Origin of the sequence: Stenotrophomonas sp. 1337 (genome assembly GCF_031455455.1) — a bacterium.
GTDB classification, from domain to species: Bacteria; Pseudomonadota; Gammaproteobacteria; order Xanthomonadales; family Xanthomonadaceae; genus Stenotrophomonas; species Stenotrophomonas indicatrix.
On record NZ_JAVDSR010000005.1, the window covers coordinates 151,082 to 165,962 of the forward strand.

The 14,881-nt window shown below is 64.0% G+C and carries 15 protein-coding genes; 9 read left to right on the forward strand and 6 right to left on the reverse strand.

The window, feature by feature from the left end; genetic code table 11:
* Positions 1-50 precede the first annotated feature (50 nt).
* Positions 51-2,192 carry a TonB-dependent receptor gene (locus J2X70_RS09605; RefSeq protein WP_309910098.1) on the forward strand — a complete coding sequence of 714 codons (2,142 nt, stop codon included), beginning with the start codon at positions 51-53 and terminating at the stop codon, positions 2,190-2,192.
* 57 nt (positions 2,193-2,249) lie between these two features.
* Here the strand turns inward: J2X70_RS09605 and J2X70_RS09610 are convergent, their stop codons facing one another.
* Positions 2,250-2,531, reverse strand: coding sequence for a hypothetical protein (locus J2X70_RS09610; RefSeq protein WP_059064492.1), 282 nt, complete (start codon positions 2,529-2,531; stop codon positions 2,250-2,252).
* Positions 2,532-2,742: 211 nt separating this feature from the next.
* On the opposite strand from J2X70_RS09610, the gene J2X70_RS09615 reads away from it, so the two are divergent.
* From J2X70_RS09615 to J2X70_RS09645, 7 genes are all read left to right on the forward strand, one after another.
* A complete protein-coding gene (locus J2X70_RS09615; RefSeq protein ID WP_140227295.1) occupies positions 2,743-3,417 on the forward strand; it encodes a response regulator transcription factor in 675 nt (224 codons plus the stop codon).
* Entirely contained in the window at positions 3,417-4,766 is a 1,350-nt protein-coding gene (locus J2X70_RS09620; protein WP_309910102.1) for a HAMP domain-containing sensor histidine kinase, read from the forward strand. The genes J2X70_RS09615 and J2X70_RS09620 overlap by 1 nt, the downstream gene beginning before the upstream one ends.
* A 300-nt stretch (positions 4,767-5,066) precedes the next feature.
* Positions 5,067-5,510: a hypothetical protein gene (locus J2X70_RS09625; RefSeq protein ID WP_309910104.1), complete on the forward strand. Its 444-nt coding sequence runs from the start codon at positions 5,067-5,069 to the stop codon at positions 5,508-5,510.
* 136 nt (positions 5,511-5,646) lie between these two features.
* Entirely contained in the window at positions 5,647-6,837 is a 1,191-nt protein-coding gene (locus J2X70_RS09630; protein ID WP_309910106.1) for an efflux RND transporter periplasmic adaptor subunit, read from the forward strand.
* The gene (locus tag J2X70_RS09635; protein WP_309910107.1) at positions 6,834-8,798 is read left to right on the forward strand and encodes a MacB family efflux pump subunit; all 1,965 of its coding nucleotides are present in this window, start codon (positions 6,834-6,836) and stop codon (positions 8,796-8,798) included. Before J2X70_RS09630 ends, J2X70_RS09635 begins: the two co-directional genes overlap by 4 nt.
* A 90-nt stretch (positions 8,799-8,888) precedes the next feature.
* On the forward strand, positions 8,889-9,281 hold the full coding sequence (locus tag J2X70_RS09640) for a hypothetical protein (protein ID WP_105164305.1): 393 nt from the start codon (positions 8,889-8,891) through the stop codon (positions 9,279-9,281).
* Positions 9,282-9,312: 31 nt separating this feature from the next.
* Positions 9,313-9,690: an EF-hand domain-containing protein gene (locus J2X70_RS09645; protein WP_309910202.1), complete on the forward strand. Its 378-nt coding sequence runs from the start codon at positions 9,313-9,315 to the stop codon at positions 9,688-9,690.
* A gap of 45 nt (positions 9,691-9,735) precedes the next feature.
* Here J2X70_RS09645 and J2X70_RS09650 read toward each other — a convergent pair whose 3' ends face one another.
* The 5 genes from J2X70_RS09650 to J2X70_RS09670 form a co-directional block, all read right to left on the reverse strand.
* Positions 9,736-11,061 carry an XVIPCD domain-containing protein gene (locus J2X70_RS09650; RefSeq protein ID WP_309910110.1) on the reverse strand — a complete coding sequence of 442 codons (1,326 nt, stop codon included), beginning with the start codon at positions 11,059-11,061 and terminating at the stop codon, positions 9,736-9,738.
* Positions 11,062-11,087: 26 nt separating this feature from the next.
* The gene (locus tag J2X70_RS09655; protein ID WP_309910111.1) at positions 11,088-11,951 is read right to left on the reverse strand and encodes a hypothetical protein; all 864 of its coding nucleotides are present in this window, start codon (positions 11,949-11,951) and stop codon (positions 11,088-11,090) included.
* Positions 11,952-12,087: 136 nt separating this feature from the next.
* A complete protein-coding gene (locus J2X70_RS09660) occupies positions 12,088-12,672 on the reverse strand; it encodes a hypothetical protein (protein ID WP_025878743.1) in 585 nt (194 codons plus the stop codon).
* A gap of 78 nt (positions 12,673-12,750) precedes the next feature.
* On the reverse strand, positions 12,751-13,176 hold the full coding sequence (locus tag J2X70_RS09665; protein ID WP_025878744.1) for a hypothetical protein: 426 nt from the start codon (positions 13,174-13,176) through the stop codon (positions 12,751-12,753).
* A 109-nt stretch (positions 13,177-13,285) separates the two neighbouring features.
* The gene (locus J2X70_RS09670; RefSeq protein WP_218787710.1) at positions 13,286-13,693 is read right to left on the reverse strand and encodes a hypothetical protein; all 408 of its coding nucleotides are present in this window, start codon (positions 13,691-13,693) and stop codon (positions 13,286-13,288) included.
* 640 nt (positions 13,694-14,333) lie between these two features.
* Here J2X70_RS09670 and J2X70_RS09675 point away from each other — a divergent pair.
* Positions 14,334-14,783, forward strand: coding sequence for a hypothetical protein (locus J2X70_RS09675; RefSeq protein WP_309910116.1), 450 nt, complete (start codon positions 14,334-14,336; stop codon positions 14,781-14,783).
* Positions 14,784-14,881: the final 98 nt, after the last annotated feature.

Consider the following 14,881-nt stretch of genomic DNA (forward strand, 5'->3'; position numbering starts at 1 on the left):
CTCATTGCAAATGCTAATCTTTCTCATTTGCAGACAAGCCTGATACGCCCATGCCCCACTTCCTGCCCCGCCGCAGCATTCTGTGCCTGGCGACGACACTGGCTTTTGCCATCCCCGGATACGCCGCCGACGCCCCGCCCAGCCGCGTGCAGGAGCTGGACAAGGTGGAGGTGCGTGGCCGCGCACAGACGTTGTACCGGGTGGATGACGCGGCTGTCGGCACCCGCACCGATACACCGCTGGAACTGGTGCCGCAGTCCATCCAGGTACTGCCGCGCGAGCTGATCGACGACCAGGCTGCACGCCAGGTGACCGATCTCTATCGCAGCATCAGCGGCATCAGCTACTTCAGCTATGCCGGGGTGACCCTGCGTGGCTTCCGCCAGGAGAACGTGCTGTATGACGGCCTGCGGGGCGACCCCTATGCGGGATTCTCGGTACCGCAGTTGTTCAACATCGAGCGGGTGGAGGTGCTGAAGGGACCGGCCGGCGCGCTGTACGGGGGCGGCGACGCTGGTGGCGTCATCAACTATGTGACCCGCAAGCCGAAAGCCACTGCCGAACGCCGCGTTGAACTGCAGATGGGAAACAAGGATTTCCGCGCCGGCTCGATCGAAGGTACCGGGCCGTTGAATGCAGCCGGCACGGTGCGCTACCGCGCCGGCCTGTATGGCGACAACGAGCAGGGCGTGCGCTGGAACACCGACAGTGAAAGCGTGATCGGCGATGCCTCGCTGGCCTTCGACGTGGGCGACACCGGCGAGCTGGTGCTGCAGTTCACCGACATTGCCCAGAACCTGGGCGGCAATCGCCTGCGCGGTGTTCCGGTCGATGACAGGGGCAATTTCCTGACCGACCGCCGCTGGAACCACAACGAGGCCAGCGACTTCTTGGACATGCGGGCCAAGGTGGCGCTGGCACAGTACCGTTTCGCGCCGCGCGACAACCTGGACGTGGATATTGCCGCGCGCTGGTTCAGCAACAACGAACACCAGATGTACCACGAGCCGATGGGCCTGATCGACCGCGACCGCGATGGCGTGGCCGAATGGATGACCCGGCAGCTGCGCAACCAGATCCGCGACAACGAGGCGTTCACCGCCAACGCCAATGCGGTGTGGCGGGTAAGCACCGGTCCGGTGAACCACAAGGTGCTGTTCGGTGCGGACGTATACCAGCTGGATGCGGACTTCACCGCGCAGACCGCCAACAGCGCCGACCTCGCGCGCGGCGCCGGCCCGGTGCGTGGCATCGACCTGTTCAATCCGGTGTATGGCGCCAGCACCTGGCACGATCACAACCTGTCCAGCCTGCCCTGGCGCAGCACCAGCACGCGCAGCAGGCGTTATGGCGGTTACCTGCAGGACGAGCTGGCCCTGACCCCGCGCTGGCACGTGCTGGCCGGCCTGCGCTGGGACGGTTTCAAGGACGACGACCGCCTTGCCGGCAGCAGCGTGGATGGCAACGACATCAGCTGGCGCCTGGGCAGTACGTTCACCGTTCGCGATGGACTGAACCTGTATGCCAACGTGGCCAGCGGCTTCGTGCCGCAGTCGGCGGCCAACCAGAATTCCGCCGCAGGCGGCCCGTTCGATGCCGAGCGCAGCAGGCAGTGGGAAGTGGGCATGAAATCGCTGCTTGCCGAGCGCCTGAGCCTGAACCTGGCGGCCTACCGTATCGACCGCAGCAACATCGTGCAGGCCACTGGCGAGGTCATCAATGGAGTGAACCAGCTGGCGGCGTTGGGCCTGGTGCGCAGCACCGGCATGGAACTGGATCTTCTGGCCGACGTGACCGAGCGCTGGGTGCTGAACCTGACCTACGCCTACAACGACGCGCGGGTGAAGGACGCGGGCCCCAATGGCATCACCAATGCCTCTGGCGATCGCTTCGCCAATGCACCGCGCAACAAGCTGGGCCTGTGGACGCGCTACGACCTGCCGGCGATCAACTCGGCCATTGGCTTCGGTGCCGACTACGTGGATGAGCGCATCAGCCTGGATGGCCAGCGCGTGAAGCCGTACACCGTGTTCGACATGAGCTGGAAAACCACGTGGAAGCAGTGGCAGTTCCAGGCCAACGTCAAGAACCTGTTCGACAAGGTGTATGCCGCCAGCGGATTCATCGAGCGCAACGGCCATTTCCCGGGCGAGCCGCGCCGGGTGTATGTGCAGGCCGGTTACAGCTTCTAGGCCAGCGCTGCAGAGCAACGCGACGGGGAAGTGGCATGGCCACTTCCCCGACCGGCGTCAGCCCGAGCAGGACACCAGCATCGAGCGGGTGGCCATCTGGGTGGAGGTGAAGCCGTTCTTGTTGCCGACCGCGATGGCATTGCCCTCATCGCCATCCTTGCTGAAGACCACGTAGCCGCCCGGGCACATCTGCCCGGCCTTCTCGTAGCAACCGCTCCAGGAACTGGAGCCGCTGCAGTCGATGGAAACGCCGCGGCGGCCATCCGGGGTGACGGTCATCTTGGCGGTGGTGCAGCCGGTCAGCGTGGCGAGCAACAGCAGCGGAACGAACAACTTCATGGTGACTCCAGGGATGGGAACTGCGAATGGGCGCCAAGGCTGGAGCGCCTGGATTGCGTGAACCTTGCGCCGTCCCCGCGGCGTCATCGCATCCCTGCATGACCTGCCGGCGGCTGTGCAGGCACGCCATGTTCACGCAATGTTCCTGTAATACGGTGCCGGCGCGTGCCGAACCGCCCTTCTGCGGCCCCACCCTGCCCAAGCCCTGCTGATGCACATCCTGCTGATCGAAGACGAAGCCGAACTGGCCGCCACCCTCAAGTCCGCCCTGCAGCGCGAGCGCTATGTGGTGGACGTGGCCAATACCCTGGCACTGGCGCGGGAGGCGGCCCTGTGCGGCCTGCACGATCTGGTGCTGCTGGACCGCACCCTGCCTGATGGCGATGGCCTGGCGTTGATTTCCCCGCTGCGCGAGCGCAACCCCGGGGTGCCGATCATCGTGCTGAGCGCGCTGGGCCAGTTGCCGGACCGGATTGCCGGGCTGGATGAAGGCGCCGATGACTACCTGGCCAAGCCCTTCGCGCTGGAGGAGCTGTTCGCGCGGATCCGTGCTGCGGGCCGTCGCCCAAGCGGATTGCAGGTGGAGTCCATCAGCATCGGCCGATTGGTGTTCGACCCCGCCTCGGGCGAGGCCAGTGTGGGCGGCCAGCGGCTGGAGCTGCCGCGGCGCGAGATCCGGGTGCTGGCCGCCCTCGCACGGCGCCTGGGCCGCACCGTGCTGCGCGAATCCATCGAGATGGCGGTGTATGGCTTCGACGACGGCATCCATTCCAACACCCTGGATTCGCACGTCTCGCGCCTGCGCCGAAAACTCGCTGACGCCGATGCGGGCGTGGAGATCCACGCCATTCGCGGGGTTGGCTATCTGATGCGGGAAAGCAAGTGATGGCGCGTCGCCCGTCGTTGAAGCGACCGCTGATCGTCAAGACGCTGATCTACCAGTTGCTGGCCCTGCTGGTGGCCTTCTTCGCCCTGCTGATGGTGCTGGTGCGTGCCGACAGCGGTGGCTACTACACCATCCAGACCTTCGCACCGGTGGCGGCCGAGGCGGTGCACCGCGACCGCAACGGCGAACTGTACGTGCAGCACACGCCGGAGCTGGCGGAACTGCTGAAGCTCGTCCCCGGTGCCTGGTTCATCGCCGAGGACGAGCATGGGCACTACGTCACCTTCGGTCATGTGCCACCGGCCTATGCCTCGCTGGTCGGCGCCCTCGATGGCATCCCCTATGGCGACCTGCGCGGGCGTGATCGCAGCGATGGCCTGGCGGTGGTAGTGCGCCAGCACAGCGGACCGGCCGGCAAGCTGACCATCATGGCCCATGGCGAAACCGATTCGCTGACCATGCAGATGGCGTTGGCCGCGCACATCATCACCCTGCCGATCTTCCTGCTGCTGGCGCTGGCCACCATCATCCTGACGCCGATCATCGTGCGGCGGGCACTGGCCGGTGTCGAGCGCATCGCGCAGGAAGCCCGCAACATCTCGGCCAGCCGTCGTGGCATCCGCCTGACCGAGACCGCGGTGCCGGTGGAGATCGCGCCGCTGGTGACCGCCGTCAACGATGCATTGGGCCGGTTGGATGAAGGACACGAGCGGCAACGCCGTTTCATCGCCGCAGCGGCGCATGAGTTGCGCACGCCGATCGCGATCCTGCGGGTAAAGATCGATGCCGCGGATGATTCGACTTCGCGCAGCCTTGCCGTCGAAGTCGCGCGTCTGGCGACCCTGGCCGAGCAGCTGCTGGACCTTCACCGCATGGAAGAGGACGGTCCAAAGGAAACCCTCAACCTGGCGCGGGTTGCCAAACGGGTGGCCGCCGATCTTGCGCCCCTGCTGATCCAGTCGGACAAGACGGTGGCGGTGGCGGTGGAACCCCACTTCCCGGTGCTGGGTGAGGCTGGCGCGGTCGAACGGGTGATCTCCAACCTGGTGTTGAATGCCGCCGAGCACGGTGGCCGCCAGATCATCGTGCGGGTGCAGGGCAGCTGCCTGGAAGTGGAAGACGATGGCCCCGGCATTCCGGTGGACCAGCGCGAACGTGTGTTCGAGCCGTTCCAGCGACTGCGCCCACGCCAGACCGGCGCGGGCCTGGGACTGAACCTGGTGCGGCAGGTGATCGACCGTCACGGTGGCCATGTCACGATTCTGGATGCCCCTGGTGGCGGCGCGCTGATCCGCGTCGAATTCCCACAGCACCCGGGCGTTGTCTCTGCGCCATCGCTAGAGCAGTGAGGACGTCCGCACATCGGTGACTGCCGCCTGTCCGTGCGCTGCAGACAGCGATGACAGGCAAGGTTGCGGCAATGTTCGCTGCGCAGCATCGAATCGATGGCATCTGCGGTGCCATCGCGTTCCATCCTGACAGGAAGCCTGCACGTGACCGAAGGAGTTCCTCCACCCTCCTCTTCTACCCGATCCCGCGCGACACCAGCTACATCTGGTTTGACCGCGGCTGCGTGGAATAGACGCTCGCATGCCGATCGCGCGCGCGGACTGCCGCATTGGCCACAGTGGCTGCGCGCGATCCCTGCGGTGAAGCGTCCGAACGTGCTGATGCGCCTTTTTGCCGCGCTGTTCCTGTTGCTGCCCGGCAGTGCACTGGTGGTTTCGACGCACCACCATGCACACGCAGCCCTGACCAGCGCAGTGCTGCTCTTCGTCGTCGCACATGCCGTGCTGCACGCGCTGTCCGCATGGCGATCAACTACAGCGCGAACCCTCCCTGCTGCTCTGCGCAACGTAGACAGGCATGCAGCGTGGATGATGCTGGCCAGCGCGTGGGTCCCGCTGGTGATACATCGCGTGCACGCGCAGCCGACCAGCACACTCGCTGCCGCAGGGCTGGTGATCGGCACGCTGTGCCAGCTCTGCAGCCTGCGCATGACATCCGACCGTCTGCGCAGCGCATTGCTGGTGCTGGGCAGTGCCTTGCAGTTCATCACCGTGGCGCTGGTCATCGCCATGGAAGTGACCTGACAACCACGACAGCACCGCAAGGTTCACGCAACCCATCACCTTGAGACTCGACGGCCATCCACGCCCGGTACTCGGCGCGTGCATCTCTCCTGCCGCGAGGACCACCGATGACCTGCCCCTTCTGGATGCTGTGCGAATGAGCACGGCACCACGTAAACACCGCCGACTGCTGATGACCGCCGGTGCCGTACTGTGCACTGCCATTGCCGCCTGGTTCTGGCTCCGACCGGCACCGCCACCACCGCTGCAGCTCGCGCCCGTGGTGCGTGGGAACATCGAGCAGGTGGTGGAAGCCACCGGCACCCTCAAGCCATCACGGCTGGTAAGCGTGGGCGCGCAGGTTTCCGGACGCATCGAAACCCTGTACGTGAAGCTGGGCGACAAGGTGAAGGCAGGTGACCCGATTGCCGACATCGACTCCCGTACCCAGCGCAATGCACTGCTGAGTGCGCAGGCAGCACAGCGCACCGCACGCGCCAACCGCGATGCACTGGCCACCGATCTGCGCCAGTTCGAACTGACCCTGCGGCGGCAGCAACGGCTGGTCGCATCGCAGCTGGTTGCCCGCGCGGACTTCGACGCAGCCACCGCCAAGGTGGAGGCGACACGCGAACAGATCAAAGCGCTGGATGGGGAGATCGTGCAGCGGCAGACCGAGGTGGACATCGCGCAGACCAATCTGGAATACACCCGCATCACCGCGCCTACCGATGGCACGGTGCTGGCGGTGGTCGCCCGTCAGGGGCAGACGGTGAACGCGGTACAGAGCGCACCCACCATCGTCATGCTGGGCAACCAGGACGTGATGACCGTCTATGCCGAAATCTCCGAGGCCGACGTTGTGCACACCACGGTCGGCCAGGAAGCCTTCTTCACCATCCTTGGCGATGCGGGCCGCCGCTACAGCAGCACGCTGCGCGACATTGCGCCAGCGCCCGAATCGATCACCAACGAAGATGCATCCAGCCTCACGTCACCGGCGTTGTCCGCCGGCAGCCGTACCGCCATGTACTACAACGGCCAGTTCGACGTGGACAACAGTGATGGGCGCCTGCGCAGCTACATGACCGCCCAGGTACGCATCGTGCTCGGCCGTGCCCGCAACGTCCTGACCATCCCCTCCGCCGCGCTGGGTGCGCGGGCCGGCGATGGCAGCTACAGCGTGCAGGTTCGCGGTGCAGACGGGCGCGCCGTGGCGCGGCGCATCGCCATCGGGCTGGATGACCAGATCCAGGTGGAAGTACGCAGCGGCTTGAAGCAAGGCGAGCAGGTGGTTCTGGCTCAAGCCGGCGACGAAGACGCCGCCGCACCCGCGCAGCCCCGATGAGCGCCCCCATGAGCGAGCCTCTGCTGAGCGTACGTGGGCTGCGCCGTGAATTCGCCGCCGGCGAGCAGGCGCTGGTGGTACTGGACGGTGTGGACCTGGACATCCATGCCGGTGAACTGGTGGCCATTGTCGGCCAGTCCGGCTCGGGCAAGTCGACGCTGATGAACATCCTCGGCTGCCTCGATCGCCCCTCTGCCGGCGAATACCAGATTGCAGGACGCCAGACCGCGCAGATGTCGCCCGACGAACTGGCCGAACTGCGCCGCGAACACTTCGGCTTCATCTTCCAGCGTTACCACCTGCTGGCAGACCTGACCGCGCTGGGCAACGTGGAAGTGCCGGCGATCTATGCCGGCATGCCCTCCACCGCGCGCCACGCGCGGGCCGCCCAACTGCTGGCGCGGCTGGGCCTGGGTGAACGCATGCAGCATCTGCCCGGCGAGCTGTCGGGGGGCCAGCAGCAACGCGTGTCGATTGCCCGCGCACTGATGAATGGCGGTGCGGTGATTTTCGCCGACGAACCGACCGGCGCCCTGGATACACAGTCGGGCAAGGAAGTGATGAAGATCCTCGGCGAGCTGCATGCCGAAGGCCACACCGTGGTGCTGGTGACCCATGACATGGCGGTGGCCGAACACGCCCAGCGCATCATCGAGATCCGCGATGGTCGGATTGTCGATGATCGTGCCACGGGTGCTGGCTCGGCAGCGGGCATGGCGCCGACCGCGATGCCGCAACGCAACGATGGCATCGGCTGGCAGGCCATGCGTGATCGCTTCTCCGAGGCCTTCCGCATGGCCCTGCGCGCCATGAACGCACACCGCATGCGTACCTTCCTGACCATGCTCGGCATCATCATCGGCATCGCCTCGGTGGTGTCGGTGGTCGCGCTGGGTACGGGCGCGCGTCAGGCCATCCTGTCCAACATCTCTTCGCTGGGTACCAGCACCATCGAGATCTATCCAGGCTCCGGCTTTGGCGACCTGCACGCGGCGCGGGTGGAGACCCTTACCCCAGGTGACAGCGTGGCCCTGGCCGGGCAACCGTTCGTGGACAGTGCCACCCCTGGCGTAGCCACCACGGGTACCGCGATGCGCGGCAACCGCTCCGCCAGCGTGCAGGTGCAGGGCGTCAGCGAACAGTACTTCCGCGTGCATGGATTGAAGCTGGGCGAAGGCACCTTCTTCGGCGCGCAGGGTGTGGCTGGCTACCAGCAGGTGGCGATCATCGACGCCAACACCCGCGCGCGCTTCTTCGCCGCAGCCGAGAATCCCATCGGGCAGACCCTGCTGCTGGGCACCGTGCCGGTGCGCGTGGTGGGTGTGGTGAAGAAAGATGCCGGCGCCGCCGGCGACGCCTCGCTGCTACGGGTGTGGATGCCCTACACCACCGCCATGGCGCGGGTATTGGGCCAGAGCCATGTATCCAGCATCACCGTGCGCGTATCCGATGCGACCAGCATGGACGCGGCCGAGCAGGCCATTGCGCGGTTGCTGACCCGCCGCCACGGCAGTACCGACTTCTACATGAGCAACAACGCGCAGATCCGCCACTCGATTGAACAGACCACCGGCATCCTCACCATGATGATCAGCTCCATTGCCGCCATCGCGCTGGTGGTCGGCGGTATAGGAGTGATGAACATCATGCTGGTATCAGTGACCGAGCGCACCCGTGAGATCGGCGTACGCATGGCCGTGGGCGCGCGCCGCAGCGACATCCTGCAGCAGTTCCTGATCGAGTCGGTACTGGTGTGCCTGCTTGGTGGTGTGCTGGGCATTGGTGTGGCGTTGCTGCTGGGCACGGTGCTGGCACTGGCCGACGTGGGCTTCAGCCTGGTGTTTTCAGCGAATTCAATCATCGCAGCGTTCGCGTGTTCCAGCCTGATCGGCATCGGCTTCGGCTTCCTGCCGGCACGTCGCGCGGCGCAGCTGGACCCGGTGGAAGCGCTGGTCCGGTAATCACCGCAATTGCCTGCGGTGACGGCAGGTTCGCGCAATGTCTGCGGTGTGTACTGCAGCTACCGACGATGTCCGCACAGGAGCTGGACGATGTTTCTGAAAACAGGAAGGACTGCGCTGCTGCTGGCAGCAGCCACACAAGTGCTGGTGCTGATGCCGTATTCCGGCGATGCCCATGCGCAGCGTAGTGACCGCTACAACCCGCAGTGGAACCAAGACTATCGTGACCGCGAGCGCGATGACTGGCAGCGCCGCGAGCGGGAGCGTGACCGGGAACGTGAGCGCCGGCATGACGCCAAGACCGCGGGCGTGGTGGTGGGCGTCGTGGGCGCGGCTGTGGTGGCGGGCGTGATTGCGGCAGCAGCGAAGCGCGAGCGGGAAACACGCGAGCGCGCCGATTACTGCATGAACCGCTACGGCAACTATGACCGCCGCACCGACAGCTATCGCGACCGCGATGGCTACACCTACCCCTGCCGCTGACTCCCTCGCTCAAGGACTACATGCAATGCATATGAACAAGTACGCCCTGCTGATCGCCCTGTGCGCCGCCCCGCTGCTTGCACACGCCGCGCCCGCCGACCCGAAACAGGCCTATATCGATTCCACCTTCACCGCGATGGACAGCAACAAGGACGGTCGCGTCGACAAGGCCGAGTTTGCTACGTATCAGCAGGCACGCTTCAGCAAGCAGGCTGACTCGATCGATGCCGCGTTCGCTGCGATGGACAAGAACAAGGACGGAAAGATCAGCAAGGAAGAAGCGACCGTGGTGCCGGAAATCGCGAAGTACTTCACGGGGCTGGATACCGACGGCGATGGCTACCTGTCGCTGAAGGAGATGCAGCAGGCGATGGTGGCGGCGCAGACAGCCGACGCACCGGGCAAGTGACGGGTGCGGGGGTAATGGGAATACCCCACTGCCCCTTGCTGTGCACTATGCCAGGCGCATTGCCGGCTGCTCGCGCACCTGGTTGTCCAGTTCCTGCTGCTGACGCTGGGACTGGGCCTGTTGCCGTTCTGCACTGGCCAGCTCCAGACGCTGCAACGACTGCTCTACCGGCGTCTGCACGGCCACATCGGTGGGCATGGAAGCCCTCAGGTGTGCCGGGTCGTTCATCTCGCCCTGCACCACGAACACGTTGCGGCCCGCTGGGCTGTCCGCCGTCTGCGCGCTGAGCAGCACATGGTCGGCACGGTCCAGGTTGTTCTGCCGGGCCAGGACCATCACGCTGGCGGTCAGACGTTCACTGCTTGCATCCGGCGTGCGTCCTGCTCTGGCATCGATGCCGGCGACATGCCCGCTGACCTGCTGCAGCAGACTGTACTCGGCGTGGCCCGGGCCAATGTCCGCCAAACGCGTTGGCGAACGCTGGGGGCCTGGCATGCCATCGACCGATGCAGTGAGCGGGCTGCGGGTGATGGAGCGGTAGGGATCTTCCGGGTGGAAGTGGGTGGCCTTCTGCTGGCGCTCAAGGCGGACTTCGCGCGCGTCGTTGAGCTCGGCGATGCGGGCCGGATCGGTGATCTCGCGCAGCGAACTGTGCCCACCGCCGGAGGTGACACTGACCCACTTGCTGTCCTTTTCAAAGTACAACGCGTAGGAATTGAGGCCGCCAATGACGTTGGGGTCGACCGAGGAGCGGCCACCCAGGGCCTGGGTGACTTCATGGAAGGTCAGCGTGCCGAGGTACTGGCTCCCCTTGCTCAATCCCATCTGGGTGATCGCATCGCGGCTGGTACTTCCCACCCGCGGGAGTCCGGCCCCATCGTTGTCGAGCATGTTGGTCCAGATCTGCTCCAGCTTCTGCGGGCCACTCTTTTCCAGAGCGGCCTGGAGGAGCACGCGGGGTGTCCAGCAATTGGGATCCAGGCGATGCTGCTCGAACGCACGGTCGTGCGCGGTCATCACATCCTTGCCGGGCAGGTTCAAGGCAAGATCCGGGCGCTGCTGCTGCGACCAGTACTGCCGCAACACGAGGTCCTGCTTGAGCAGACTCTGTCCGAAGGCTTCCCATTGCCGTTCACTCAACACCGCATTGGGGAAGCGTGAACCATCGTCGTGCTGCGTTCTCGCATGTTCCTGGGCGTAGCTGTTTGCCACCCGCCCGGGCAGGCTGTCGTTGCGCACAACGCCCAACGCCAGCGTTCCATAACCGTCTGCACCGGGAAGCTGCGAGAGATAGTTCCAGTAGAGCTCCCGGTTGCCCGAATCCGCATAGGCAGTGAGGATCCTGATGTCCTTCTGGGTCAGTCCACCCATGACTTACTCCTTGAATTGTCTTCGGATCACCTGGCCTTGGTGCGTGCCAAGGCATCCCGTACCGCGTCTTCCATGCGCTTCCAGTCCTTCAGGAATGCCCGCTTGTAGTTCAAGGTGATCGAGAGCTTGTTCTCGACATCCACGAAATAGTGCGTACATCCTGCCGCCACCGGGTCGTCGAGGTCGATGACCTGATCGCCTTCCAGGCGCACGCCATCACCCCGGAACGAGGTGGTCTCGCACTTCATGAATGTGGTGAGCTGACCATCTTCGTTGCGCGCAACATACCAGTCATCTTCATAGGCCGGGTTTCGAACAGGAGGCTTGCCGTAGCGGGCCTCGTAGTCCTTTGAATAGCGGGCCATCTTCTCTTCATCGATGGCATAAGGGACCAGCCCCAGCGTCGCTGGCCGGGCAATCCGCAGGTCCAGGCGTGCCCGTGGATCACCACGTTCCACCGATCCCTCCTCGGTGATGGCCTCGTTGGACGACAGTCGCGCAAGCGACGTTTCGATTGGAATCCTGTCGATATAATTCACCGCCACCGCGATCTCCTTGCGGAAATCATTGGTCCTTGGATTAGCCCGCGCCCCCGGCAACGTCGGCGTCATGTCCGGCCATTCAATGACCAGCGAAACGCCTTCACCGGGCCAAGGCGCAATCTGGCTGTCCAGATAATTGGCGGGGATGCGGAAGGTACTCGGCCCCAGCTTCACATCCACGGGCGCGTCGGTGTAGGTGTGGCCGTTTAGGGTGCGGCCGGTCTGCGTTGCGCCAGGCATGGCGGGATTCCTTTCGTGTTCGGTGGATGGCGGTCGTGCGCAGGCACTGGCGCTCACAGCGACGGCGATTGCGAGTGCCAGGCACCGGCCGGAGGACATCGGGTGCATCGGGCCATTCCATTGCAGGGTTTGGCTCCACTATAGAAAGATTGAGATCGGTGGAACAGGCCCCCGGAATATCTCTTCAGGCATTTCGAACACTTCCGAAGTCGGCGTGACCTCGGTCCTCCGGTTCACAGACTGCTCAACGATCGAGCGACCCGGGATCCAGGTTCCGATGAATGAATCGACCAGCTTCATCCCACTCGGGCGGTGAAAGGTCCATTGATTCCGGATCGACAGCGTATTGATCCTCTGTCAGCGCCTGCAGGCTCTGCTGAATCGCTGTACGGAATGAGGAGACGTCAAAGTCCTTCGGCTTGCGTGACTGGCGACTCCAGTTGTCGACCGCGTACAGTAGAGTGGAGCTATAGGCAACCCATTGAGCGACTGCATCGAGATGGCAGACCTGCGTCCATTCAAGCTGACCAACAGCCAGGAACGCGTGTTTGGATCGGTAATAGCGCGTCAGATCGCGTGTCGCCGCCATGGATTGCAGAACGGCTTCATCGTCCAGCACACCGCCCATGCGATGCATCTCAAATCCGAAAATGAAACGGGTAACGGCGGTACCGAACTCCTGGGCGGCCAGATCCTTCTGCAGGTGCGCTTCTACCCGGTTGATGTCGATCCGCCAAAGTCCTTGACTGGCATCGAAACGCCATCCCTCCCTGAGGGCAGTGGCTTCGAAACATCCAGTTGACCAGGTTATCCGGTGCTGGAATTCCATCGGGGAATGTTCCTCTGCGATCCGTGCAAGGGCTACAAGAGGCAGCGCGTCGGCTTTGCCGGGAAAATGCCCCGCAACTTACTGGTCTCGGGTCAGGCGAAGATTACCGTCGGAGGGAAGCAGCACGCGGTACACCTGACGCTCGCCCGCGCCCAGCGTCAGATTCTGCGAGGTGGAAATGTTCGGGCAGAGACCACCGCCCGTTTCCAGTTTGAGGAAGTAGGCTCCCGGAACAACATGGAGCGTGGCTGCCTCGCCCTGCCTGATTGCCATCACCTTCTCGTTGTTGAGAGAGATGTCATGCGAGCAACCGGAGCCAAAGTAACCTTTGTCACGGCTGATATAGATCGTCGCCGAGCGCTCAGCAGACTTCTGCAAGTACTGCGGCAGGTAGACCCGCTCGGAAGGGATCGGTTTGGCCTGGGCCTCCGTCACTGGCACCGTAGAGCATCCGGCCAGCGAGAAAAGAGCGGCTGCAAATGTCAGCGCTACGACGTTCCTCATCCATTTCCCCAGATCGTTTTCCCGGAGTTTACCTGAGAGTCCAGCGGATCAGAGGGCGGGGAGCACGGGTTCACCGCCCTCATCCTGTCCGTGGCAATGCGCCGGCAAGTCAAGGGACAAGACAGCGCTCTACCTGCAACGACAATGCTTCACAGGCGTCGAACAGACCATCGACCAGCGCCGCCGATGGATAGCAGCCCGGATCGTCATTCTCCCGGGCTACGTGTGCGGCGTGCAACATGGCGGTGAGCGCGGTGATGCCCGAGGCACTGCGGGTGGCCAAGGCCAAGTCGAAAGCGCGACCGGGCGTGAGGCGGTTTTCGGACCACGGTGTGCCGTCCGCACGATGGCCTTTGCCGTGGCCTTGCAGGAACGTGAAGAACGCAGAGGGAGACGCGGACTCGGCGACATCGCTGAGTGCGTCTTCCATCTTTTCGGCGAGAGCATTGGGAAGATCGCGCACGGCATCGCCGAGCAGCGCGTGCAGACGGGGATAGTCGGGAAGCAGGTCAGACATGGCGGCAACCTCACGGTGTGGCCACCTGCAGATGCAAGGTGGCGGACGGTGCGGGTTGGCGTGCCGGATACGTACCGCTAAAGCCGGCGGATCGAGAGATCCCCACGCACCGCCCGCCATGGACTGGCAGACGGTGCATTGTCGTGATTGCAGTTGTGCCTGCAAGCACGACCGGTAGCGGTACGTAAGTTCGGGACGCCAATCCCGGCCTAGGCAGGTGCCTTGGCGAGGCCATGGTTGACTCGTTGCGACGGCGATGAAAAGCAAGGAAAGCTTGTATCAGTGCGTACTTGCGGATGTTGCGTCATGAGATGCCGACTTGCGCATTGAATGGCGCACTTTGCATACCAGAAACCGCTGAGGATCTGGACGGGCCATACGCAGCGTGTTGTCAAAAGCGACACGTACCGCGCGAAACGCTGCGAGATACGGGCACAACTATCCTCAATGCGCAGAACGTCGCAATCTGCCCCGTCTGCGCTTGGTGTGTCGACCCGCCAAGGTGTCGTGGATACTTACAGAAAACGCTTCCACCGCAAGGGCTCAAAGGCCACCAAGTGACGCGCTTACTCCACGGCCATCAAGTCCGCTACCGCTCATGTCAGTAAGGTCGCCTGCTTCAATCGATTTGGAGCTGACCGTGAAATTCACTTCCTGGCGCAACATTCTCGTCGCCGCTGGTGTGGCTATCGCACTCTCTGTGGTGGCCTACAAAGACCATCATCGCCATGCCCTTACCGACGGGCTCGACGGGCGGGATGCCGTGGGCCTGGTCACCGAAGTCACCTGGGACGAGCGAAAGGGGCGAGAGAACAATTTCGTCCTGAATGTCGAGTTCGAAACTGAAGACGGCCAGGAGCGGGTGGAGAAGATTGCGGTATCCAACAGGCTCGGCAATCAGATGCGCGCTTCCGACGAGGCCGAGGAGATTGATATCCGCTATTACCTCCACGATCCGTCCGTGGCGGTGGCCGCCGGAGATACTGATAATTCACTGCTGATGCTATGGCTGGCCATTGCCTCAGGACTGGTCGCGCTGGGCCTGGCCACGGCGCGGCTCGTCGAGGGGCGGAAGGTTCAACGCGCCTGAACCAACGCTCTTGAATCGTCAGCGACCGCTCGTAGGTCGCTGCGACAGGTGGGCTCTACCTTGCCCCCGGACGTCCTGTCCGAGACCGTCAAGCGCGC